This is a genomic window from Klebsiella planticola (assembly GCF_000783935.2).
GTDB classification, from domain to species: Bacteria; Pseudomonadota; Gammaproteobacteria; order Enterobacterales; family Enterobacteriaceae; genus Klebsiella; species Klebsiella planticola.
Genome location: NZ_CP026047.1, coordinates 1,425,779 through 1,448,933, shown reverse-complemented (window position 1 = coordinate 1,448,933; position 23,155 = coordinate 1,425,779). Strand labels below are relative to the sequence as shown.

Here is a 23,155-nt window from a genome sequence, read left to right as displayed (position 1 = left end):
TTTATTGTTTTACTGGCAGCTAATAAGCTCTTTAACCAGACAAACGCAACTGAGAAGGGGTTTTCTGATGGCACAACGTATCGCTTTAGTGACCGGCGGCAGCCGTGGACTGGGAAAAAATGCCGCGCTGAAGCTGGCAGAGAAGGGAACCGATATTATTCTCACCTGGCATAGCAACCCGCAGGCTGCCCAGGAAGTCGTGGATGAAATTGAGCAAAAAGGGGTGAAAGCTGCGGCATTGGCGTTGAACGTCGGTGATACGGCGAGCTTTGGCACTTTCGCTCAGAATGTGGCTCAGCTGCTGCAACAGCGCTGGCAGCGCGATACCTTTGATTATTTATTAAACAATGCCGGGATCGGTTTAAACGTCCCCTTTGCTGAGACCAGCGAAGCACAATTTGATGAGCTGATGAATATCCAGTTTAAGGGGCCGTTCTTCCTGACCCAGCGCCTGCTGCCACTTCTGGCGGATAAGGGACGTATCCTCAATGTGTCGAGCGGGCTGGCCCGCTTCGCGCTGCCGGGCTATGCCGCCTATGCGGCGATGAAAGGGGCGATGGAAGTGCTGACCCGCTACCAGGCGAAGGAGCTGGGAGGGCGCGGGATTTCGGTCAACATTATCGCGCCAGGCGCGATAGAAACCGATTTTGGCGGTGGAATAGTGCGGGATAATGCTCAGGTTAATCAGCATATTGCGGCGCAAACGGCGCTGGGTCGGGTAGGGCTGCCAGATGACATCGGCGATGCAATCGCGGCATTGTTGAGCGATGACCTGAGATGGATGAACGCACAGCGCGTGGAAGTTTCCGGCGGCATGTTCCTGTAATCGTGACCGCCTCTCCGTCTGCGGAGAGGCGCAGCGTTCAGCTTATATTTTCAGCGTGTGATAATCGCGACGCAGCAGGCCAAACAGCCAGTCATTATGCCAGCGTCCGTTCAGCCAGTAGCATTCGCGCAGCTCACCCTCCTGCAGAAAGCCGGTTTTCTGCAGCAGATTTCGCGAGGCTATGTTGCCGGCGGTAACCGTGGCGGTCAGACGCCGTACGCCTCCGGCGCTGAAGGCAAAATCACAGAGCGCACGCAGGGATTCATAGCCATAGCCGCGCCCCTGCGCGGCCGGGGTAAATAAAAAGCCCACTTCAGCGCAACCGCCTTCATGATGCCGGTAGCCGGTCAGACCCAGCGGTATACGGGTCTCCCTGTCGCGCACCACCAGGCACAGCCACTGTTTTGCCCCTGGCGACCACGGTGAAATACGCGAATCGAAGGCCTCGCGTATTTCAGACAGCGGGCGTGAATCGGCTATATACAGCATCGCCTGCGGATCTCTCTGCAGAGCGAGAAAAAAAGACCAGTCCTCCTGCTTCAGCTGTGAACAGTGCAGCCGTGGCGTAAGCAATTCGGTCATGAAAACAATTCCTGCAAAGTGCGATGCTATGACCATAGCAGGACATGAATTGTCGGAACAGCACCTGGTTATAAGGGTTCTCCGTACAGCCCTATCAGCCGACGCGCCACGCCGTTCGTCCAGCCGAAGCCATCCTGTAACGGATATTCGCCGCCGCCGCCTTCGTGGGCAACACCGCCGGCGATGTGGTACTTCTCAATCAGCTTATGGTGCTGCTTATAGAAATGGTTCACCGTTTGCAGCCAGCTGTGGGCAATTTCGTCGCCGAGCGGGTCCTGGCCGTACAGTTTAAATCCCTGTATCGCCATCCACTGTAGCGGCGCCCAGCCGTTGGGCTTATCCCACTGTTCGCCGCTGTCATATTCGGTGGCCATGATGCCGCCGGGAGTCAGCAGGCGGGCGCGGACCGCATCGGCGAGCCGCTCGGCCTGTTGGTGCGTAGCCATGCCGACATACAGCGCTACGATGCTGGCGGCGGAGAAGAGCGCCTGCTGTTCGCGTCGCCAGTCGTAATCCCGAAAACAGCCGCCCTCTTCATCCCATAAATAGCGGTTTACCGCGGACCGGCGATCGCTGGCTTTCTGGCGAAAAGCCGTTTCCGTTTCCCGGTCGCCTTTCAGGCCGGATAGATTGGCAATGGTGTTTTCCAGTTTGAATAAAAAGGCGTTTAAATCGATCGGAATAAACTGGGTCGTACGGATGCTTGCCAGCCGGGTGATATCGCGCAGCCAGCGGCTGGAATAGTCCCAGCCGGAGGCCGCCCCGGCGCGCAGGTCCCGGTAGACTTCGTTGGCCGGGCGGCCGGAGTGGCGCGCCGTTTCCACATCTTCCCGCCACGATTCATCCCGCGGGGTATCGCGGTCGTCCCAGTAGCGATTGAGTAACGATCCGTCCGGCATGCGCACCGTGTGGCGATAGGCCTGGTTTGGGATCAGCGATTCGGCGCCATCCATCCAGAACTGATACTCCAGTTTCAGATGGTCGAGATAGCGCCGCGCGCCGCGCACGCCATCCTCCTCAAACAGCTCAACCATCAGGGCAAACACCGGCGGCTGCGAGCGGCTGAGGTAGTAGGTACGGTTGCCGTTGGGGATATGACCGTAGGTTTCAATCATCCACGCGAAGTTGTCCGCCATACATTTCAGCAGGTCTTCGCGGCCGCTTTCCGCCAGCCCCAGCATAGTAAAGTAGGAGTCCCAGTAGTAGGTTTCGCTAAAGCGCCCGCCGGGCACGATATAAGACTGTGGTAGCGCCAGCAGCGATGACCAGGGAATATGATCCTGCGGTTCGCGGGTGAGAACGGGCCAGAGGTTATCGATATGCTCTTTCAGCGATCGCCGGGGATCGGACACGTAGTCGTCAGTGCGGTTGTCCGGCATCCAGAAGTGCTCTTCAACAAACTGGCGCAGGTCGAATCCAGGCTGGTGCTTCACCCGCCGGTAGTGGATCAAGATATCCAGCGGATCTTGCTTTGGCGCGCAGTCGGGGAAGGTTTTGCTGTCGGCAAAGATGCGTGATTTCTGCACATGCGTAAAGAGTTCCAGATAGCGGTCGGCAGGCGTCAGGGCATCAGAGGCCGGCAGGCCTTCGATGATCTCCGGCTCCGGTTCGGCATCGAACATTTCATCCAGTTTTAACTCATACGGATCGGCTTCGTAGCACAGATCGCGCTCGATCTTCGGTTTATCGCCATTCTCGTTGCGTAATGTCTGGCTGGACATAGTGATACAGACCTCCGGATCGCGTCAGTTCAGGGCGCCGGGCCTCTCCCGGCCTGACTATTAAGCTTAGTCATTCGCTTCGGTGTCTGGAAATAAAAGTGTGCGTCAGGTCACGTTTTTTAGCGATAAGTTTAGGTAGAGATGTGGCTAATTTATTGATTTTTTATATCAAATTGCTCCGGGTCGAAGGGGGGAATTCGGAGCAATCGTTTTGCAACAAAATCTAATTATGCCGGATAAAACGGGGCGTCACTCCCACGCCGCTTCCAGCATCTCCAGCAGCTGCTCGCTATCCAGCTGCACCGGATTCGCTTTCATGGATGAGGAGCTGCTGGCTGCCAGCGCCGCAGGCTCCAGGGCCTCGTGCGGTACGCCCAGTTCGCGCAGATTCCCCAGCCCGGCGCCGCGGCTCCATTCGCGCAGGCTATCCCAGGCCGTCTCCGGCTCGACGTCCAGCCCGTCGGCCAGCCACTGGCGGACTTCGTCAAAGCGTTCGCGGATAGCCCTGTTGCTGACCTGCGACTCATTGAGCGCCAGGCCGTAAGGCAGCAGGCTGCCGCAGAGTGCGCCGTGGGAAGCATGGCTCAGTCCCCCCAGCGGGCCGGCCAGCCCATGAATGACGCCAAGACCAGCATTCGCCAGCGCCAGGCCGCCGCACAGGCTGACCCAGGCCATCTCATCGCGGCTGTCCGGGCACTCTTTTTCCATCAGCGTGCGGAGCGCTTTGATTCCGCGCGGAATAGCGGCCCGGCACAGCGCATCGGTAAAAGGATTGGCGCGGGTACAGAGCCAGGGCTCAATGAGCTGGGTAATCGCGTCAAGGCCGGAGCCGAGCGTCACCGCGCGCGGGGCGTTATCGGTCAGCGCCGGGTCGACGATGGCCAGCTCCGGCAGCATCCGATCGTCGCGCAGGCTGACTTTTCGCCGCTGCTGAGGGACGTTAATCACCGCATTTTTCGTCACTTCTGCCCCGGTACCGGCGGTAGTCGGGATAGCGACAAACGGCAGCGGATGCCCTTCTAATACCCGGCCGTTGCCCACCACTTCCAGATACTCCATCACCGGGCCCGAGGCCGGCACCAGCGCAGCAATCGCTTTTCCTGCGTCGATAACCGCGCCGCCGCCGAGGCTGACCACCGCCCCGATGCCATTTTCCCGCGCCAGACGCACCCCCTGTTCAATATCTTCCAGCGTCGGCTCATGGGCTACGGATAGCGTCATCGCTTCAAGATGATGGGCGCGCAGCTCGGTGAGTAAAAAACCGGCCCGCTGCGCGCTGGCGCCGTGGACCAGCAGTACCTTCGCGGTACGCTGGGCCAGCCAGGGGGCAGCGCTACGGGCAAGGCCGCGGCCAAAACGGATATTGCCGGGCGTGAAAACAGTAAACGGAGTCAGCATGGCGGGTTCCCTGTGTCAGCAAAAAAGACTGAAATCAACTATACACATTATCCGGCAGGCTGCCTCTTTGTCGCCGGATAGAGTAGGGTGGAAGTCACGTTCCTTCGCTTAAGGATGTCACGATGCTAAAAATACTGGGCAAACGCTCATCAATTAACGTTCGTAAAGTGTTATGGACCTGCGATGAAGTCGGTCTGACCTATCAGCAGGAGGATTACGGCAGCGGTTTCCAGCCGGTCGATAGCGCCGAGTTTCGCGCCCTGAACCCAAACGGCCTGGTGCCGGTGCTGCTCGATGATGATTTCGTGCTATGGGAGTCAAACAGCATCTGCCGCTATTTGACGCGCAAAGCCGGACGTGAGGATCTGCTACCGGTGACACCTCAGGGCGCAGCGGATGTTGAGCGCTGGATGGACTGGCAGGCCACGGAGTTTAACAATGCCTGGCGCTATGCATTTATGGGTCTGGTGCGCAAAGACCCGCGTTTTCAGGATCCGGCGGCGATTAAGGAGAGCATCGCTACGTGGACCCGCTGTGTTCACATCGTTGAATCACAGCTGCAGCGCACCGGCGCATGGATCGCCGGCCCGCAGTTTACGCTGGCGGACATCGTACTGGGTCTGTCGGTACATCGCTGGAAAATGACCCCTTTTGCCCATCCGGAGCTGACGGCGGTTGAGCGCTGGTATATGATGCTCAATCAGCGGCCGGCGTTTATGCGCCACGGCAATAACGGTACGGCGTGACGGTCTACTCCCGGAGTTAACGCCGCGGCCGGGTACTGCCCCTGATAATGAGCTTGCCTTTCAACACGTGCTGCACGGGGGCCGCCTCCGCACTATCCAACTGCGTCTTTAATACCGCGATCGCCGCTTCCACCATCTCCGAGAGCGGCTGCACCCAGGTGGTGAGATCGATCAGCGGCCAGCTGGCCATCGCGATATCGTCAAAGCCGACGACCGAAATATCGTGGCCGGCCCGCATACCCATTTCGCCCACCACGACGTTTAATGCCGCGATCGCCATCATGTCATTGGCGCAAAACAGCGCATCCGGCGGGTCTGGCAGGGCCATCAGCCTGCGGGTGGCGTTCATCGCTTCTTCAATCGACCACATCCCGCTATCGCGCAACGGGGGCCTGGCCCCGCGCGTATCCAGCCGGTGGCGAAAGCCGGTTTCCCGGTCGCGGCTGGTGGATGAGGTATCTCTCCCGGCAATAAACGCCAGCTGCCGGTGGCCGGCATCCAGCAGAAAATCGGCAATCGCCGCGCCGCCGGCGAGGTTGTCGCTGGTGACGCTGGAGACGGACTGGCTGTCATTTTTACGATTGAGCAGCAAAACCGGGAGCCCGAGGTGCTGGCACTCCTGGGCGAAGTGGGAAGAGAGGCTGCTGGAAACCAGCACCAGCGCTTCGACGCGATGGCGCAGGATCTCCTCCATGATCGGCGTGGTATCGTCATCGCGATACATGGAAAACAGCAGTACCCGATATCCCATCAGATTAAGCTTATGCGAAAGCTCATCGAGGACGGCCGAGTAGAACGGATTGACCAGTCCAGGTACCACAATGCCTATCAGATTGGAGCGGCGGGTGATCAGCGATTGCGCGATAAAGCTCGGCCGATAGCCGAGCTCTGCGGCGACTTTGCGCACTTTCTCCCGGGTGGCGGGCGATATTTTCGCCCCGTCGGTAAAGGCTCTGGAAACTGCAGATTGCGAGACACCCGCCGCTTTCGCAACGTCATAACTTGTCACCGCTCGTTTGATTGAACCTGCCATTCCTTTGTCTCCCGCTAACGAATGCCTCGTCATTATGCGTGAATCTGCCCCGCTGTCACTCATTTTGCGATCTGCGTTGCATTCGAATGCATTGATCCTTTTCATCACATCTTATTCACGCCAGGATACAAATGAATTCGAATGCATTAGCATTTTATTAACATCATAGTGAGGCAAATTATGGCGACCTGGATCAAACGCGGGGCTGAATCTGAAGCGGTAAAAACGCACGATCGTTCCGTTCGTGAAGCGGTGGAAAAAATTCTGGCGGACATTGAAGCGCGCGGAGACGCCGCGGTACGCGAGCTGTCGATTAAGTTCGACAAGCTCGACAGAGAGGACTTCCGTCTCAGCCAGCAGGAGATTGACGACTGTTATGCCCAGCTCTCCGCACGCGATATTGCGGACATCCGTTTTGCCCAGGAGCAGGTGCGCAACTTTGCTCAGCATCAGCGTGACAGCATGAAAGATATTGAGGTGGAGACCTTACCGGGCGTCATTCTGGGCCATAAAAATATTCCGGTCAGCGCGGCGGGCTGCTACGTTCCGGGCGGCAAGTACCCGCTGCTGGCCTCGGCGCATATGTCGATCATTACGGCTAAAGTGGCCGGCGTGCCGCGCATCGTCACCTGCGCGCCGCCGTTTAACGGTAAACCGGCTCCGGCCATTGTGGTGGCGCAGCATATGGCGGGTGCGGATGAAATTTACTGTCTGGGCGGTATTCAGGCGGTGGCGGCGATGGCGGTCGGCACTGAGAGCATTGCTCCGGTCGATATGCTGGTGGGGCCGGGAAATGCGTTTGTTGCCGAAGCCAAGCGACAGCTGTTCGGCCGCGTCGGTATCGACCTGTTTGCCGGGCCAACCGAAACCCTGGTGATTGCCGATGAGAGCGTGGATGGCGAAATCTGCGCCACCGACCTGCTGGGCCAGGCCGAGCATGGCCTGGATTCACCGGCTATTCTGCTGACCACTTCCGGGAAGCTGGCGCGCGAAACCCTGGCGGAGATTGAGCGTTTGCTGGCGGTGCTGCCGACGGCGGAAATCGCTCGTCAATCGTGGGATAAATTTGGCGAGGTCATCGTCGCCCAGGACAAGGAAGAGATGTTGAAGATTGCCAATGAGCTGGCCTTCGAACATGTGCAGGTCATGACGGAAGATCCTGACTGGTTCCTCGCCAATATGCAGAACTTCGGCGCGCTGTTCCTTGGTCCGCGTACCAACGTGGCCTATGGCGATAAGGTTATCGGGACTAACCATACGCTGCCTACGCGCAAAGCGGCGCGCTATACCGGGGGGCTGTGGGTCGGCAAATTCATCAAAACCTGCACTTATCAAAAGGTACTGACCGATAGCGCTTCCGCGCAGATTGGCGAGTACTGCTCGCGCCTGTGCGCGCTGGAAGGGTTCTCCGGACACGGCGAGCAGGCCAACGTTCGCGTGCGTCGCTATGGCCATAAAGATGTGCCTTACGCCGGTATCCCCGAGTGAGCATTCAGCACTGAAGCGGAGGGCAGGATAAGCCCCTCTGGATAACATCGGCCGCCATATAACTCGGAGAAAAGTGGCGGCCACGCTGATGGATAGCCCTATGGACGTATTGATTGCCTTACTGGCGTTAGGAGTATTGATGTTAGCCGCCTATCGTGGCTACAGCGTGATCCTCTTTGCCCCCCTGGCCGCACTTGGCGCCGTTTTGTTAACTCAACCGGCGGCGGTTGCGCCTGTTTTCAGCGATATCTTCATGGATAAGCTGGTTGGGTTTGTGAAGCTCTATTTCCCGGTGTTTTTGCTCGGGGCGGTTTTCGGCAAGCTGATTGAGTTTTCCGGCTTTTCCCGCTCGATTGTCAGCGCCGTGACCCGCTTAATGGGCCAGAACAAGGCGATGCCGGTGATTATCCTGGTGTGCGCTCTGCTGACCTACGGCGGCGTTTCGCTGTTTGTGGTGGTCTTCGCGGTCTATCCGTTTGCCGCTGAAATGTTCCGTCAGAGCCAGATCCCTAAACGCCTGATGCCGGCCACCATTGCGCTGGGGGCCTTTACCTTCACCATGGATGCCCTGCCGGGTTCGCCGCAGATCCAGAACATCATCCCGACCACCTTTTATGGCACCACCTCCTGGGCCGCGCCGTGGCTGGGGATTCTCGGATCGGCCTTCGTGGCGATCGGCGGCTGGCTCTATCTCGAAGCAATGCGGCGTAAAGCGCAGCGTAACGGGGAAGGCTACGGCACAAATTTAGTGAATGAGCCGGAAACCCCGGCGGACCTCAATTTGCCGCATCCGTTTATCGCGCTGTTGCCGCTGATGGTGGTCGGTATCGCCAACCTGATTTTTACCTGGCTTATTCCTCTGACCTACGGCGGCCATTTCCTGATTGACCTGCCGGGGCTGAAAGCGCCGCTGGAAAGCGATGTCAAAAAGATGGTCGCCATCTGGGCGGTCATGGCGGCGCTGTTGTGCGGTATTGTCACCATCTTTTTGTTTGCCTGGCGCAGCCTGAAAGGCAAGCTGGCGGATGGCAGCAAGGTGGCGGTCGGCGGCGCGATGCTCGCTTCGTTGAATACCGCATCGGAGTACGGTTTTGGCGGCGTCATCGCTGCGCTGCCGGGGTTTGTCCAGGTGGCCGATGCGCTGAAAGCTATCCCTAACCCGCTCATTAATCAGGCGATCACCATCAATATTCTCTCCGGGATCACCGGCTCGTCTTCGGGGGGCATGAGTATTGCGCTGGCGGCGATGGCCGATCGCTTTATTGAGGCGGCCCATGCGGCGGGGATCCCGCTGGAGGTGATGCACCGCGTCGCGTCGATGGCGGCGGGGGGAATGGATACGCTGCCGCACAACGGGGCGATCATCACGCTGCTGGCGGTGACGGGGTTAACTCATCGTCAGGCCTATAAACCGATACTCGGGATTACGCTGTTTAAGATTCTCGGGGCGTTTTTCATTATTGGCGTTTATTACGCGACGGGACTGGTGTAACGAGACCAATCAGAGCAGACCGTCTGGCAGCGTGTCAGACGGTCGTTCAGACGTTTTTCAGCCTGTTCGCTTTGCAATGACCGTTGACTGTCGTTACGATCCCTGACTCTTTATTCTCCCCTTGATTTCAGTACGGCAGGAAGGTGTGGTTTGAACAGGCAGTTGAGCCCTGTGCTATTGGCGTCGCTGCTGCTTGTAGGATGCTCCGGAACGCTTTCACAAATGAGCGTCCCCTCAGATGAAACCAGCCTGGTCGGGCAAAATAGCCATGTTCTGCCCATCGATGCGTTCGTCAGCCGCTATATGCAACGCAAGCAGGTCAGCGGCGTGGTGGTGGCGATCATTCATCACAACGGTCCGGCGGAGTTCCACTGCTATGGTGTGACCGATGCCAAAAACCGTTATCCCATTACCCCGGATACGCTCTTTGCGCTGGGTTCGCTGAGTAAAGGCACCACCGCCGAGGTGATAACCCTGCTGGTCAACGAGGGGCGACTGCACTGGGACGATACGCTACTGACGTTGTTACCGCCGGGTACGCCGCTGAGTGATGACGCGAAAAAAATCACCTTGTTGCAGCTGGTGACGCACACTTCAGGCCTGCCGCGCCAGCCGATGAACCTGCTGTCGCTTGAGCATTTGCTGGTTTATCTGAGTGATGGCGAAAATTTCTATCACGAACTGGATAATGAGCGGGTACTGAGTTACCTGAGCACCTTTAACGCGCCGCTGAGCCATGAGCCGGAATACTCCAATCTGGGCTACGCAATTCTGGGTTATATCCTTACCTATCAGACCGGCGAATCCGTTGCGGCGCTGGCCTCAAGGATGATTTTCCAGCCGCTGGCGATGAGAAATAGCAGCTATCTTCCGCAGACCCTGCGCGAATATCCCCGGCGGGCCCTCGGCCATGCCGGCGACCAGCCGAAGTTTAAACCTCGCGGCGCGCTCACGCCGGACTGGCAGTTCAGCAACAATATGGTCGGAGCGGCGAACCTGTACAGCGATGCTCGCGATCTGATCGAATACGCCCGCGCCCATTTTTCTCCGACCCAACATGCTGCGCTGGATAAGGCTTTTGCCGACGTCAGCGTTGATTACTATCCGCGGGAAAAAGAGGCGGCCAATATCGCCTGGGTGACCGATACCCTCGCCGGGCAAAGAATCACCTATCAGGTGGGTTATATCGGTGGCTATTCCAGCTATATCGGTTTTGATAAGGCTAATCAGAATGCGGTGGTGGTGCTGCAAAACAGCTTTAACTGGAGTAACTACATCGGCCACGCTATTTTGCAAAATCGGCTATCAGCACCGTCGGTAAGTCACCCTCTGTCTGGCGAACAGGTCAACCCCTGTAGCGGATATGACAGCGTATACCAACGTCCCCCGTTGTCTGAGCGGTCCTCACACCTGTAGGCGCGTCCCGTCACTCTCCTGAAGACTGGGTAAATGGATTTCTATCTACATGATAAATAATGTTTTTATTTTTACTCTGTCTTCTTGAATATCTTTTGTGTGATGCATAGCACAAAAAAAAGCCAGCGCTATTGAAGCAAGTTCGTACCAGGTATAGCTTTAAATCACTTGAACATGGTTGTACATAGACAACCATGACTGACAGTAGATATGTTACACACAAATCTCTCACCGGGACCCGAGGTGTTTTTATGTCCATTGCAACCAGTCTTGATAACGATTTTATATTGCTAAACCACCCTGGGGGTGAGCGTGAAACGTTGTTTGGCGAGGTAGGCAACCTGCTCTATAGGCATGGCTTTGTCGAAAGTACTTATCTTTCTGCCTTAATCAGCAGGGAAGAAAATAATCCGACGGCGATGCAACTGGAGAGAATTGGTGTCGCGATTCCTCATGTGGATGTTGAGCATATTAAAGAGGAAAAACTGGTTGTAGTGACCTGCCCGGAAGGGATTGAATTTAAGCAGGCAGAAGATCCCGATGAAGTTATGTCGGTGCAGGTTATATTTTTCCTGCTGTTAAAAGAAAAAGATGCGCATATTGATTTTCTCATGAAAATGATCGGCTTGTTCAGACAAACTGACAAGATGGATGCGATTTTAAAAGCCAGTTCACCTTCAGTGGTGAAGACACTCCTCGAAGAAGTCATTAATTAAAATAGCAACTACACCTGATAAATGTACCCGGAGATTACGATGAACAAGAAAATTATTTTTGCATGTACCAGTGGTATCGCTACTTCCGCCGTAGCAACAGAGAAAGTTGTTCAGTATTGTAAAAGCCAAGGTATTAATGTTGACCCCATTCAGTCAAATATCGGAACTATTGGTAAACAGGACGGTATGGCTGATTTAATTATTGTTACTTCAGCGGTAAAAACCGAACTGACCACCCCGGTTTTGAATGGCCTTCCACTTCTGACCGGTTTTGGTGAAGAAGAGTTACTGGAAAAAATCGTAGCCATCCTTAAAAAATAAAGGTGAGCATGATGGATAAAGTATTTTCCGCAGTCCAGTTTATTCTGGGGCTCGGTCCGACGATCATGTTGCCGATAATTATTTTTATTATGGCAATGTGCCTGCAGACCGGTTTTAGCCGGGCATTACGCTCGGCCCTGACAATCGGTATGGGCTTCATCGGCATCTTCCTGGTCTTTGGTTTACTGGTCGATAGCCTTGGCCCGGCGGCGAAAGAGATGGTTAGCCACACCGGCATTGATTTACCTGTCGTCGATCTGGGCTGGACACCGCTTGCGGCTATTGCCTGGGCTTCACAGGTCGCGCCGTTTGTCGTGCCGATGACCATCGGTATCAACGTACTTATGTTAACCCTGAACTGGACTAAAACGGTCGATATTGATGTCTGGAATTTCTGGCACTTCTCTATGGTCGGCGCCATGGTATATGGAGTTACCGGCAGCTTCTTCTTCGGGTTACTGATTGCCGGCGTGACGGCGGCTATCACCTTTGTGATGGCGGACTGGTGCGCGCCGATGATCCAGAAATACTTCAATCTACCTGGGATTTCACTGCCCACATTGTCGTCCGTCATCTTCTTCCCGATCGGCGTGCTGGGAAATATGGTGCTTGATAAAATCCCTGGTATTAACAAGCTGAATGCTGATCCGGAACAAATCCAGAAACGATTTGGTGTTTTTGGCGAGCCGATGATGTTAGGGGTGATTCTGGGGGCAGGTATTGGTCTGCTGGCAGAATACGACCTGAAAGGTGTGTTGAACCTGGCTATGAGCCTTGGGGCAGTCATGCTGATTATGCCGCGGATGGTAAAACTGTTGATGGAAGGGCTGTTGCCATTATCAGATGCCGTCAGAAGTTTCCTGCGTAAGCGTTATCCAGACCGTCACGATCTTTATATTGGTCTCGACATTGCGGTCGCCGTGGGTCACCCATCCGTACTGTCGACCGCTCTGTTACTGATTCCGGTTGGGGTGCTCCTTGCCGTTATTCTGCCAGGCAACAGACTGTTACCGTTGGGCGATCTGGCTAATATTTGGGTACCAATATCGATGGTTGTACTGGCCTGTCGTGGGAATATTGTCAGAGCATTTATTATCGGTATTCCTTGTCTTGCTGTGAACCTGTATGTGGCATCAGCGGCGGCGCCGATTCTGACTAAAATTGCCCGAGATATGAATTTCCCCATCAAAACCGATGGTGAAATATCAAGTCTGCTTGATGGCGGTAACCCTTATCGGTTCTGGGCGGTGAAAGTCTTTGAAGGTAATGGAATTGCTTTGGCTCTTATCCCGGTCATATTCCTGTTATGTCTGTGGCTCTATCGTGTAACGAAAAAACAGCTTCAGGCAGAAGAGGCGGCTGAAAATACAGAAGTCTCGACGAGTGATATTCCGCTAGCGAAATAATCCTGCTGATTCTGAGGCAGAGATGTTCTGCCTCAGAATAAAAACAAACTATGTCCCTTGCAAAAAGAAGGGGAGAGTAATGTATACGATCGGAATCGATGTTGGTACGACAAATTGTAAGGTGTGTTTGTTTCAGGTTCCTTCGCTTGATTTAATTGAACAGTATAGTTTCAGAACCGCCAAACTTATTGATGGCGATAATACCGATTTTGACGTCCGCCTGATATGGGAGGGTATTGTCCATGGCCTGAAAACGATAACTGGTAATCGACCCGATGTGACAGATATCCGCGCCGTTGCTGTTGCCAGCGTTGGGGAAGCCGGCGTATTGCTCGATGAGTATGATAATATTATTGGGCCATCTTTAACCTGGTATGATACCCGGCCAAAACGGCAGCTGGAGAGTATTATTTCGGCTGTGGATGTTGAAAGTATATATGAAATAACCGGTATCCCGGCGCATTCAAATTACAGCATTAATAAAATTAGATGGTTGCATGACAATATTAAAAATGCCGCAGATGGAACAAAGTGGTTGTGTCTTGCCGAATATATTGCCTTTAAATTGTCAGGCATAAAACGCTCGGAGTACTCCCTGGCCTCGCGGACCATGGCATTGAATATCACGGAGAGAGGTTGGGACGAAAAGATGCTGGCCGCGGCCAAACTTTCCCCATCCCTGTTTAGCCCGCTGGTTCATGCCGGAACGTCGATAGGCCATATCACCCCAGAGGTTGCCGGCCTCACCGGGCTGGCGGACGATGTGCAGGTTGCCATTGCCGGGCATGATCATATGTGTGGTTCTGTCGCCGTCGGCTTGAATAACGAAAACCAAATATTGAATTCTACTGGCACCACGGAAGGATTGTTGGTGGTGACCGAGGCCGTCAACAACAGCAGAAGCTTTTTCCGTGCCAGGGTCTCTAACGGGGTCCATGTTTTGCCGGGGCTTCATTCTCTGTATGCCTCGCTGCCTTCGGCTGGCTACGCCATTGAATGGTTCAGAAACCTGTTTGAACTCGATATGCCTGCTTTTCTGCGCATGGTGGATACGCTGAGAAATGAAAAAGATCGGGTTGTTGCAGGCTCACTGGACGGCATTTTTATTCCTCATTTGCGGGGTAGCGGGCCGCCGGACAGGAATACCTGGTCCAGGGCGTTGATTTATGGACTTGATGATAAATCCCGGCCTGAAGACGTTCTGCGCTTCGTTTTCCAGGGCTTGTGTTTTGAACTGAAAAATCTTCTCGATTTGTATGAAACCCTGACAGGGCGCCACTACCCGGTCGTCAACGTCATTGGTGCGGCGTGTAAAAACCCCTACTGGCTACAGCTGAAAGCAAACATTCTGAACAGGGAAATTGTCGCCTGTAATGTCGATGAGGCCGTGAGCAAAGGGGCGGCAATGCTGGCGGCAAAAGCCGTTGGAGTGGATATGGATAACTGTGCCCTTACCGCGCCGGCAGAGCTGAAAAATTATCGGCCAGAGCCTGAGGTTGTCGCACATTATCAGCAAATTTTTAGCCAGGTGTATAAACCGCTTTATGAATCCAAGATGCGTGCTGAGCATCTTTGTTATGGAGTTAGCCAATGAAAGCCAGCGTCTACTACAGCAAAAATGATATTCGATATGAAGATATCGCGGTGCCTGAAATAGGCGATGGCGATATGCTCATTAAAATGCACTCCTGCGGTCTGTGCGGCACTGATATTCATAAGGCGCAACACCAGACCGTAACGGGGCCTGTTATTCTCGGCCATGAAGTCTCTGGCGAAGTTGTGAAGGTCGGGAAAAACGTGACCCGCTACCGCGTGGGAGAACGCGTGGTAACCGCTATTCACGTTCCTTGTTTTAACTGCCACTACTGCGACAGAGGATATTTTACCCTCTGCGATCAATTTAAAAAAACCAATCTTGAGCCCGGTGGTTTCAGTGAGTTCATTCGTATCCCTCAGCTACACGTTGAGCATCTGACGCATCGAATTGTGGAGCAACTCGACTGGGATCGTGCGGCGATGATCGAACCGGTGGCCTGTTGTTTACATGGTCTGAAATCAGCAAATATCCATGCAAAAGATACGGTGCTGGTATTGGGTTCCGGCACCATTGGCCTGGTCAGCGCACAGCTTGCCGCGCTGAAGGGGGCATCAACCGTCATCGTTTCCGACCTTTCGCGCTTTAAACGTGAACTGGCGTTGAAAATCGGCGTAACCCATGCGATCGACCCGGCGAATGAAGATCTTGAAACGCGGGTAGCTGAAATAACCGATGGGAAAGGGCCCGACGTGGTGATTATTGCGGCCGGCGTGTCGTCATTAGTTTCTCAGGCGGTGAACGTGGTGCGGCGGGGAGGTCGGGTCGTTGTATTCTCGCCATTTGATAAAAACCCGGTGGTGGAAATTGATGCCGGACGCCTGTTCCGGGATGAAATATCCATCGTTGGTACATACTCTCTCACCCCTTACGACATGAAAGAAGCGATTGAGATCGTTGAAAAAGACAAAATCAATACCAGAGAGATGATCACGCATACCTGGCCTCTTTCTCGTCTTGAAGAAGCAATTGAGTTTGCGGCAAATCCTGAAAACGACGTACTGAAAATAATTATTAAATCTGAGGGTTAAGCGGGGAGCCCCTTCCCGCTCAACGGTCGGGAGGGGGCCGATATGCCACGTAACGCTTTGTTACAGGGAGAACAGGGGGTTGGGCTGAAACTGTGAAGTTGATCATATAGTTAGATTTTTAAAAAACTCTGTATTATCGTAACTTGTTCATACTTGTATACAGATGATCTACACAGGAGAAGCACAACATGAGCACCATACTGAAAGATTCAGAAATTCCGTTGTATATGCAGGTTTCTGAATGGATCCGCGAAAACATCTATAAAGGGGAGCTGGGCAAAGGCGATCGTATTCCTTCTGAGAACCAGATTATGGAAATACTGCAGGTCAGCCGGGGCACCGTAAAGAAAGCGGTCACCATGCTGGTCAATGAAGGTTTGCTGGTCCAGGTTCAGGGGAAGGGGACATTTGTAAAAAAAGAAAATATTTCTTATGCCCTTGGCGAAGGTTTATTGTCTTTTGCTGAATCACTTGAAAGTCAGCATTTGTCATTTACTACTGAAGTTATTACTTCATATATTGAGAAAGCGTCGAAAAGTGTTGCCGAGAAATTAAGAATTGAGCCTGGCGCGCCTATTCTTTACCTTAAGCGTGTACGTAGCGTGGAAGGCGAGAGAGTGATGCTGATTGAAAACAGAATCAACATTGCACTCTGCCCTGGAATTACTGATGTTGACTTTAATAAACAAAATTTGTTTCCAACGGTTGAAGAGTTATCTGGTCAAAAAATTGTCTATTCGGAAAGCCGTTATGCAGCAAAAATTGTTGGTAGCGAACGTGGTCATTATTTAGAAGTCAATGAAGATGCCCCCGTTTTGCACCTCGAACAACTTGTTTTCCTTGAAAACAAAATGCCATTTGATTTAGGAAACGTCTGGTTAAAATCAGATAAATATTATTTAGGTACTATTCTTCAACGAAGATAGAGGATAATGCTATGCCATTAGTTAACGGTAAAATCTTGCTGGATCGTATCCGCGAGAAACGTGTACTTGCCGGTGCATTCAATACCACGAATCTGGAAACCACCATCTCGATTCTCAATGCTATTGAGCGCTCAGGGTTACCAAACTTCATCCAGATTGCACCGACCAATGCGCAATTATCAGGCTATGACTATATTTATGAAATCGTTAAACGTCATGCTGATAAAATGGATGTACCGGTTAGCCTGCACCTCGATCATGGTAAAACTTTTGATGATGTCAAACAGGCCGTACGGGCGGGTTTTACCTCCGTTATGATTGATGGCGCAGCATTTTCCTTCGAAGAAAACATTGCGTTCACCGCCGCTGCCGTTGATTTCTGTAAATCATATGGCGTTCCGGTTGAGGCTGAGCTGGGGGCGATTTTAGGTAAAGAAGACGATCATGTCAGCGAAGCCGACTGCAAAACGGAACCAGAAAAGGTACGGACATTTGTTGAACAGACCGGCTGCGATATGCTGGCTATCTCCATTGGCAACGTCCACGGTCTTGATGATGTCCCGCGTATTGATATTCCGCTGCTGCAGAGAATTGCTGAAGTCTCGCCGGTCCCTCTGGTCATTCACGGCGGTTCAGGAATTGACGAAGATATCCTGCGTAGTTTTGTGAACTATAACGTGGTCAAGGTGAATATTGCCAGCGATTTACGTAAAGCCTTTATTACCTCCGTTGGCAAAGCTTATCAACAGAACAATAACGAAGCCAATCTGGCCCGAGTTATGGCATCGGCAAAACAAGCCGTTGAAGATGATGTCTACTCTAAGATTCTTATGATGAATAAAGGGCATCAGTTTCTACGCCAGGCATCCTGAAAATTATTAGAGCTAAGTGAATTATGATTAGACAAAGCGTCAGAGTCGTCAACAGTACCGGACTTCACGCCAGGCCAGCGGCCACTCTTGCCCGGATCGTGAAGAAATATACCTCATCATTAACGCTGGTCAATGAAGGGCGAGAGATTCAGATAAAAGGCATGATGAGTATTCTTGGTGCTGGCGTAAAGGGTAATACCATGATTGATATTATCTGTAATGGCGAGGATGAACATGAATTAATGAGTGAATTAAAAACTGCTTTCGCTGCGGGCTTTGGCGAAAAAGAGTAATTCACGAAATAAATTATGCCCCTGTATTTTGGGTGAGATTCACATCAGCAACAGAGGCTCGCTTATGCAGCCTCAACGGCTTTCTGTTGTCGTTTCTCACCCAATGGCTCACTCGCTTTATGACTCTCATTCACTTTTTATCCGGGAGTGATGATATGAAAGCATTAAATCTTTATTCGCGACAGGATGTGAGATATGAAGAGACGATCCAACCCGACATTGAAAATGATGACGATGTTTTAATTAAGGTCCAGGTTGCGGGCATCTGTGGCTCCGATATTTCTCGTTTTGGCAAACTGGGATCTTATAACCCTGGGCTGACCTGGGGGCACGAATTTTCTGGTGAAGTGGTGAAAACCGGTCCTGCTGTGAAGGAAGTGAAAAATGGCGATCGCGTGACGGCCTGTAATTGCTTCCCCTGTTTTCAATGCAAATATTGCCAACAAGGGCGCTATTCGCAGTGCATCGATCTCAACGTTCTCGGGGGACATAAAAACGGCGCTTTTGCTGAATATATTGTGGTGCCGTCGCGTAATGTTTTACTTCTGCCTGCGACCATGGATTTTGCGACGGCAAGCTTTATTGAACCTTCCAGCGTAGTGGTACACGCTCTACGCCAGGTCGATATGAAAGTTGGCTGCCGGGTGGCGGTGGTTGGCTGCGGTACCATCGGGCTGCTGGCAGTACAGTGGGCCCAGGTCTGTGGTGCCGGGGAAGTATTTGCTTTTGATACCGATCGAAAGAAGCTCGATATCGCCAAAGAGACCGGGGCCAGAGATGTTTTCTCGGTCGAGGATGAAGGCTATCTGTCCCGTTTTCATGAGCTCACAGAAAGCTCCGGCGTAGATATCGTTATTGAGTCTTCAGGGCATCCCGCGGGGATTGCCAGCGCAATGCTTCTGGCGGCGAAAGGTGGGGCCGTGGTCCTCCTGGGTATTCCTTATGGCGACGTCGCTTTCCCCCGGCTTAACTTTGAGAAAATCATCCGCAATGAAATTAAAGTGCTGGGTTCGTGGAATTCTATTTCAGCGCCTTTTCCAGGCCCGGAGTGGGATACATCGATTAAGTACCTCAGTTCCGGCGTCATTGATGTTCAGCCTTTAATCACTAAACGCGTCGCGCTTAAAGATGTTCCGGCTATTTTTCCCGGGTTATATCAGCGGGAAACGTTTTTTGTAAAAGTCCTGATTGAGATAGGCGATAGCGCCTGAAGGTATCACGCAATGAGGTTTAAAAGCCCCGTGAGAACACGGGGCTGAGAGGATTAACGCATGGTTACGAACTCTTCCGCGGCCGTCGGGTGAATCGCCACGGTATTGTCGAAGTCCTGCTTGGTGGCGCCCATTTTCAGCGCCACCGCAAAGCCCTGCAGCATTTCATCCATGCCGAAGCCGATACCGTGAATGCCGACAATCTTCTCTTCCGGGCCGACGCATACCAGCTTCATGCGGCACGGCTGGCGGTGCGAGGTCACGGCGGTATACATGGCGGTGAAAGCGGATTTATAGACCTTCACGGCGTCATCGCCATACTGCTCGCGCGCCTGCGGCTCGGTTAAACCGACGGTGCCGATCGGCGGATGGCTGAAGACCACGGTCGGGATATTGCTGTAATCCAGATGCTCTTCCGGCTTGTTGTTGAACAGGCGTTCAGACAGACGACGACCCGCCGCTACCGCCACCGGCGTCAGCTCCACCGCCCCGGTGTTATCGCCCACGGCATAGATCCCCGGCACATTGGTGTTCTGGAATTTATCCACCACGATATAGCCTTTGTCGTTGGTTTTTACGCCAGCGGCTGCGAGGTTGAAATTATCGGTCTCCGGCTCACGCCCAATGGCCCAGATCAGGCAATCCACGGTCTGACTCCGGCCATCTTCCAGCTGAAGCGTCAGGCTGCCGTCTGCGTTTTTCACTACCGCTTGCGGAATGGCGTGAGTGTGCAGCTGCGGCCCTTCGCTGTTCATCACTTCGACCAGGGTATCGACGATCAGCGGATCGAAGCTGCGCAGCGGCGCATGTTTACGCACGAACAGGTGCGTTTCGGCGCCGAGGCCGTTAATGACGCCAGCCAGCTCAACGGCAATATAGCCTGCGCCCACCACGGCGACGCGCTTCGGCAGGGCCGGCAGCTCGAAGAAGCCGTTAGAGTCGATGCCGTACTCAACGCCCGGAATAGACGGATGGCTCGGACGGCCGCCGGTGGCGATCAGGATATGATCGGCGGTGATCGTTTCGCCATTCACTTCCACGGTTTTAGCATCAACAAAACGGGCGAAGCCTTTGATGACATCAACCTTGTTTTTGCCTAACACGTTGTCGTAGGAGGTGTGGATACGGTCGATATACGCGCTGCGGCTGGCCACCAGTTTGTCCCAGTCGAAGTGGTTAATCGTGGTATCGAAACCGTAGTCCGGGCCATACAGATGAATCGCTTCGCGAATCTGCGCCGCATGCCACATGATTTTCTTCGGTACGCAGCCGACGTTGACGCAGGTGCCGCCCAGATCTTTAGCTTCAATCAGCGCGCACTTCTGGCCATACATTGCCGCACGGTTGATGGAGGCGATGCCGCCACTGCCGCCGCCGATAGCGATGTAATCATAATGTTTGCTCATAGCCTGTATCCTTAGAAGACCTATCCTGGTAGGCCCTTAATCGTTGAATGACCGCGATTGTAGCGCGAGGCGTAAAAGGTTCCACCGATGGCTGTGATTACTCCGGTACGATCCAGCCAACGGTGGCATGTCCGATGCCGGTCGGCGAGAGTTTCTTATGCAACCACGGCAGGACGTTGTTCATCTGCTGTTCCAGCTTCCACGGTGGGTTAATGACGATCATCCCGGAAGCGGTCATGCCGCGCTGGTCGCTGTCAGGACGCACGGCAAGTTCAATTTGCATGATTTTGCGAATGCCGGTCGCTTCCAGATCTTTGATCATGCGCTTAATCTGCGCGCGCAGCACCACCGGATACCACAGCGCATAGGTGCCGGTGGCAAAGCGTTTGTAGCCTTCGTGGATGCCGGCCACGACCGCCTGGTAGTCGCTTTTAATCTCGTACGGCGGATCGATAAGAATCAGGCCGCGACGGGACACCGGCGGCAGCTTCGCTTTCAGCTGCAGGTAGCCATCGGCTTTTTCCACGCGGGCACGGGCATCTTTTTGAAATTCCGAACGCAGCAGCGGGAAATCGCTCGGGTGCAGTTCGGTCATTTGCAGGCTGTCCTGCTCGCGCAGCAGCTGGCGGGCGATCAGCGGAGAACCCGGGTAGTAGCGCAGCTGGCCGCTACGGTTGAAATGCTGGATGACGGAAATGTAGGCTTCCATCTCGGCCGGCAGGTCGTCCTGCTGCCAGATACGGGAAATGCCTTCCAGGTATTCACCCGTACGTTCGGCGTGCTCGCCGCTCAGCTGATAGCGGCCCGCGCCGGCGTGAGTGTCCAGATAGAGAAACGGTTTTTCTTTCTCTTTCAGCGATTCAATGATCAGACTCTGAACGGTGTGTTTAAGGACGTCGGCGTGGTTGCCTGCGTGAAAGCTGTGGCGATAACTGAGCATGGATGCAGAGATTCCGGGAATTAAACAAGATGACCGATAGTTTACCGCAGATCCGTACAGATTACCGCTGTAGCGCCGCGCTGTTTCAATGGGGTCAAAAGCGTTGCAAAACATGACTGCGTCATAAAAATGTCAAATATCAGCGCTAGCGTCGCGTGAAGGCAAGGTAATTGTTTGAATAAAAGGAAAAATAATGAAATTGCAAATCACACTCCTGACCTCAGCGTTGATCCTGGCGCTGCCGGCTCTGGCGAAAGAGGTTCCGCTGAACCAGGCGGCAGCGATCGCCGGTAGCGTGACGCCAGCGGCGGCCAGCCCGGCGTTTGACGATCTTGAAGGTCAGACGCTGGCGCAGCTGCGCGCTGCGCTGAAGGGCGATGCCGCCACGCTCACCCGTGGTCAGCTCGCGCACGCAAAACAGAATAAAACCCAGGCGGATAAGGCCTGGCTGAAGGCCAGCGGCTACGATTTCCAGGAGAAAGCGAATCAGCAGGCGGGTATCGCGCTGCTTGCCGCCTTCAGCACGCTCCCGGATTCGGTGGTGAAGGATAACCTGGCTACGGTGACCGCAATTAATCGCGATGCGACGCAGGCGACCCGCCATCAGGCGCTGGCGGATGCGGAAGGGATTAGCTATCTCTATTTCCTCAGCGATGCGCTGGGTCCACGGCTCGGCAAAGCCTTCCTCACGGCCTACGACAAAGGTGAGCTGGGTAAAGCGGCGGCGCTGATTAAGGCCAGTGAAGTCAGTACGGGGGCGGCGAAAAAGCATTATAACAATCCGCGCCCGTTCCTGATCCAGGGCAATACCATTCATCTGGTGCCGGACGATGTGGTGATAAAGGACAACCAGCCTTACACCGCCGACGGAGGTTCCTTCCCCAGCGGACACACCAACACCGGCTACACCGATGCGCTGCTGATGGCGGAAATGATCCCGGAGCGCTTTGATGCGCTGGTGACCCGCGGCGCGCGCTACGGCTATTCCCGCATCGTGCTTGGCGTACATTACCCGCTGGATGTGATGGGTTCGCGGATGGTGGCGCAGCGTAATGTCGCGCATTACCTCAACGACGCGAAGTATCGTGCGCTGTTCAATGAAGCGCGCGATCAGCTGCGGACGGCGCTGGAAAAAGAGTGCGCGACCTCACTGGCCGAGTGCGCGAAGCCGGCCGGAAAAGATGACCCGTACCGCGACCCGGCGATGAACGCATTTTACGCGTTCACCATGACCTACAACCTGCCCCAGCAGAAGGGGGAGAAATCAGCTCTGACGGTGCCGGAAGGCGCAGAGGTTCTGCTGGAGACCGCTCTGCCGCATCTGTCCGCCGCCCAGCGCCGGGCGCTGATGGTGAAAACCGCGCTTCCGGCAGGTTATCCGCTGTCGGGCGAGACCGCCGACCAGCAGTTCTGGCAGCGGGTGAATCTGCCGGCGGCATATCAGATGGCGCAGAAAGCACATTAATCCAGCTCCCCGGTTTGCAGGATGACAATGTCCCCGGCCCACATAGCCGGGGAAAACCGGCGCGAGTCAGACCAGCACTGAGCGCAGCGCTGTTTTGCTTGTCATTTTGAAGCGGGGCGACGCCCACAACGATTTATGTTTGAATGCCCCCTGGCGGCCCGAAGAGGGGGCGAAGCGAAGCAAATCAACTCTTCACCTGCTACGTGTCCGCTCCGGTTGCTCCGCGCTGGCCGGGTGCAAACTGCCTGCGCCAATAATGCCGACTTATTGCA

At 54.1% G+C, this 23,155-nt stretch carries 20 protein-coding genes and 1 pseudogene; 15 read left to right on the top strand and 6 right to left on the bottom strand.

The window, feature by feature from the left end:
* The first annotated feature begins 67 nt into the window (after nt 1-67).
* Complete coding sequence (locus tag MC50_RS07085; RefSeq protein WP_032698597.1) at nt 68-826, top strand: SDR family NAD(P)-dependent oxidoreductase; 759 nt, start codon at nt 68-70, stop codon at nt 824-826.
* A gap of 42 nt (nt 827-868) precedes the next feature.
* On the opposite strand, the gene MC50_RS07080 is transcribed toward MC50_RS07085, so the two are convergent.
* From MC50_RS07080 to MC50_RS07070, 3 genes are all read right to left on the bottom strand, one after another.
* Nucleotides 869-1,408, bottom strand: coding sequence for a GNAT family N-acetyltransferase (locus MC50_RS07080; protein ID WP_032690348.1), 540 nt, complete (start codon nt 1,406-1,408; stop codon nt 869-871).
* A 68-nt stretch (nt 1,409-1,476) separates the two neighbouring features.
* The gene (locus tag MC50_RS07075; RefSeq protein WP_032690349.1) at nt 1,477-3,129 is read right to left on the bottom strand and encodes an alpha,alpha-trehalase; all 1,653 of its coding nucleotides are present in this window, start codon (nt 3,127-3,129) and stop codon (nt 1,477-1,479) included.
* A 249-nt stretch (nt 3,130-3,378) separates the two neighbouring features.
* On the bottom strand, nt 3,379-4,527 hold the full coding sequence (locus MC50_RS07070; protein ID WP_032690350.1) for an iron-containing alcohol dehydrogenase: 1,149 nt from the start codon (nt 4,525-4,527) through the stop codon (nt 3,379-3,381).
* A gap of 122 nt (nt 4,528-4,649) precedes the next feature.
* Between MC50_RS07070 and MC50_RS07065 the strand changes: the two genes are divergently transcribed.
* A complete protein-coding gene (locus tag MC50_RS07065; RefSeq protein WP_047663558.1) occupies nt 4,650-5,273 on the top strand; it encodes a glutathione S-transferase family protein in 624 nt (207 codons plus the stop codon).
* Between the two features lie 16 nt (nt 5,274-5,289).
* On the opposite strand, the gene MC50_RS07060 is transcribed toward MC50_RS07065, so the two are convergent.
* A complete protein-coding gene (locus MC50_RS07060; RefSeq protein ID WP_032690352.1) occupies nt 5,290-6,306 on the bottom strand; it encodes a LacI family DNA-binding transcriptional regulator in 1,017 nt (338 codons plus the stop codon).
* 180 nt (nt 6,307-6,486) lie between these two features.
* On the opposite strand from MC50_RS07060, the gene hisD reads away from it, so the two are divergent.
* The 12 genes and pseudogenes from hisD to MC50_RS07000 all read left to right on the top strand — a co-directional run bounded on the left by hisD (nt 6,487) and on the right by MC50_RS07000 (nt 19,072).
* Nucleotides 6,487-7,794, top strand: a complete 1,308-nt coding sequence (gene hisD, locus MC50_RS07055) for a histidinol dehydrogenase (RefSeq protein ID WP_032696956.1) — start codon at nt 6,487-6,489, stop codon at nt 7,792-7,794.
* Between the two features lie 100 nt (nt 7,795-7,894).
* Nucleotides 7,895-8,260, top strand: a pseudogene (locus MC50_RS29360) (GntP family permease); the annotation flags it as partial.
* 1,248 nt (nt 8,261-9,508) lie between these two features.
* Entirely contained in the window at nt 9,509-10,702 is a 1,194-nt protein-coding gene (locus tag MC50_RS07045; RefSeq protein ID WP_077267082.1) for a serine hydrolase domain-containing protein, read from the top strand.
* Between the two features lie 251 nt (nt 10,703-10,953).
* Nucleotides 10,954-11,418, top strand: a complete 465-nt coding sequence (locus MC50_RS07040; protein ID WP_032690355.1) for a PTS sugar transporter subunit IIA — start codon at nt 10,954-10,956, stop codon at nt 11,416-11,418.
* Between the two features lie 39 nt (nt 11,419-11,457).
* A complete protein-coding gene (locus tag MC50_RS07035) occupies nt 11,458-11,739 on the top strand; it encodes a PTS sugar transporter subunit IIB (protein WP_032690356.1) in 282 nt (93 codons plus the stop codon).
* An 8-nt stretch (nt 11,740-11,747) separates the two neighbouring features.
* On the top strand, nt 11,748-13,145 hold the full coding sequence (locus MC50_RS07030) for a PTS galactitol transporter subunit IIC (protein WP_049267930.1): 1,398 nt from the start codon (nt 11,748-11,750) through the stop codon (nt 13,143-13,145).
* A gap of 79 nt (nt 13,146-13,224) precedes the next feature.
* Nucleotides 13,225-14,739, top strand: a complete 1,515-nt coding sequence (locus MC50_RS07025) for an FGGY-family carbohydrate kinase (RefSeq protein ID WP_047663557.1) — start codon at nt 13,225-13,227, stop codon at nt 14,737-14,739.
* Nucleotides 14,736-15,770 carry a zinc-binding dehydrogenase gene (locus MC50_RS07020; protein ID WP_032696953.1) on the top strand — a complete coding sequence of 345 codons (1,035 nt, stop codon included), beginning with the start codon at nt 14,736-14,738 and terminating at the stop codon, nt 15,768-15,770. Before MC50_RS07025 ends, MC50_RS07020 begins: the two co-directional genes overlap by 4 nt.
* Before the next feature lie 188 nt (nt 15,771-15,958).
* Nucleotides 15,959-16,696, top strand: coding sequence for a GntR family transcriptional regulator (locus tag MC50_RS07015; protein ID WP_032690359.1), 738 nt, complete (start codon nt 15,959-15,961; stop codon nt 16,694-16,696).
* A gap of 11 nt (nt 16,697-16,707) precedes the next feature.
* Nucleotides 16,708-17,568, top strand: coding sequence for a class II aldolase (locus MC50_RS07010; protein ID WP_032690360.1), 861 nt, complete (start codon nt 16,708-16,710; stop codon nt 17,566-17,568).
* 23 nt (nt 17,569-17,591) lie between these two features.
* Entirely contained in the window at nt 17,592-17,861 is a 270-nt protein-coding gene (locus tag MC50_RS07005) for an HPr family phosphocarrier protein (protein WP_032696952.1), read from the top strand.
* A 155-nt stretch (nt 17,862-18,016) separates the two neighbouring features.
* Nucleotides 18,017-19,072 (top strand): galactitol-1-phosphate 5-dehydrogenase, encoded by a 1,056-nt coding sequence (locus tag MC50_RS07000; RefSeq protein ID WP_032690362.1) that lies wholly within the window; start codon nt 18,017-18,019, stop codon nt 19,070-19,072.
* A 53-nt stretch (nt 19,073-19,125) separates the two neighbouring features.
* Here MC50_RS07000 and gorA read toward each other — a convergent pair whose 3' ends face one another.
* Together gorA and MC50_RS06990 are read right to left on the bottom strand one after the other, a co-directional pair.
* Complete coding sequence (gene gorA / locus MC50_RS06995) at nt 19,126-20,478, bottom strand: glutathione-disulfide reductase (RefSeq protein WP_032690363.1); 1,353 nt, start codon at nt 20,476-20,478, stop codon at nt 19,126-19,128.
* Between the two features lie 97 nt (nt 20,479-20,575).
* Nucleotides 20,576-21,418 carry a 23S rRNA (adenine(2030)-N(6))-methyltransferase RlmJ gene (locus tag MC50_RS06990; RefSeq protein WP_032690364.1) on the bottom strand — a complete coding sequence of 281 codons (843 nt, stop codon included), beginning with the start codon at nt 21,416-21,418 and terminating at the stop codon, nt 20,576-20,578.
* Nucleotides 21,419-21,611: 193 nt separating this feature from the next.
* On the opposite strand from MC50_RS06990, the gene MC50_RS06985 reads away from it, so the two are divergent.
* The gene (locus MC50_RS06985) at nt 21,612-22,883 is read left to right on the top strand and encodes an acid phosphatase (protein WP_032698606.1); all 1,272 of its coding nucleotides are present in this window, start codon (nt 21,612-21,614) and stop codon (nt 22,881-22,883) included.
* Nucleotides 22,884-23,155: the final 272 nt, after the last annotated feature.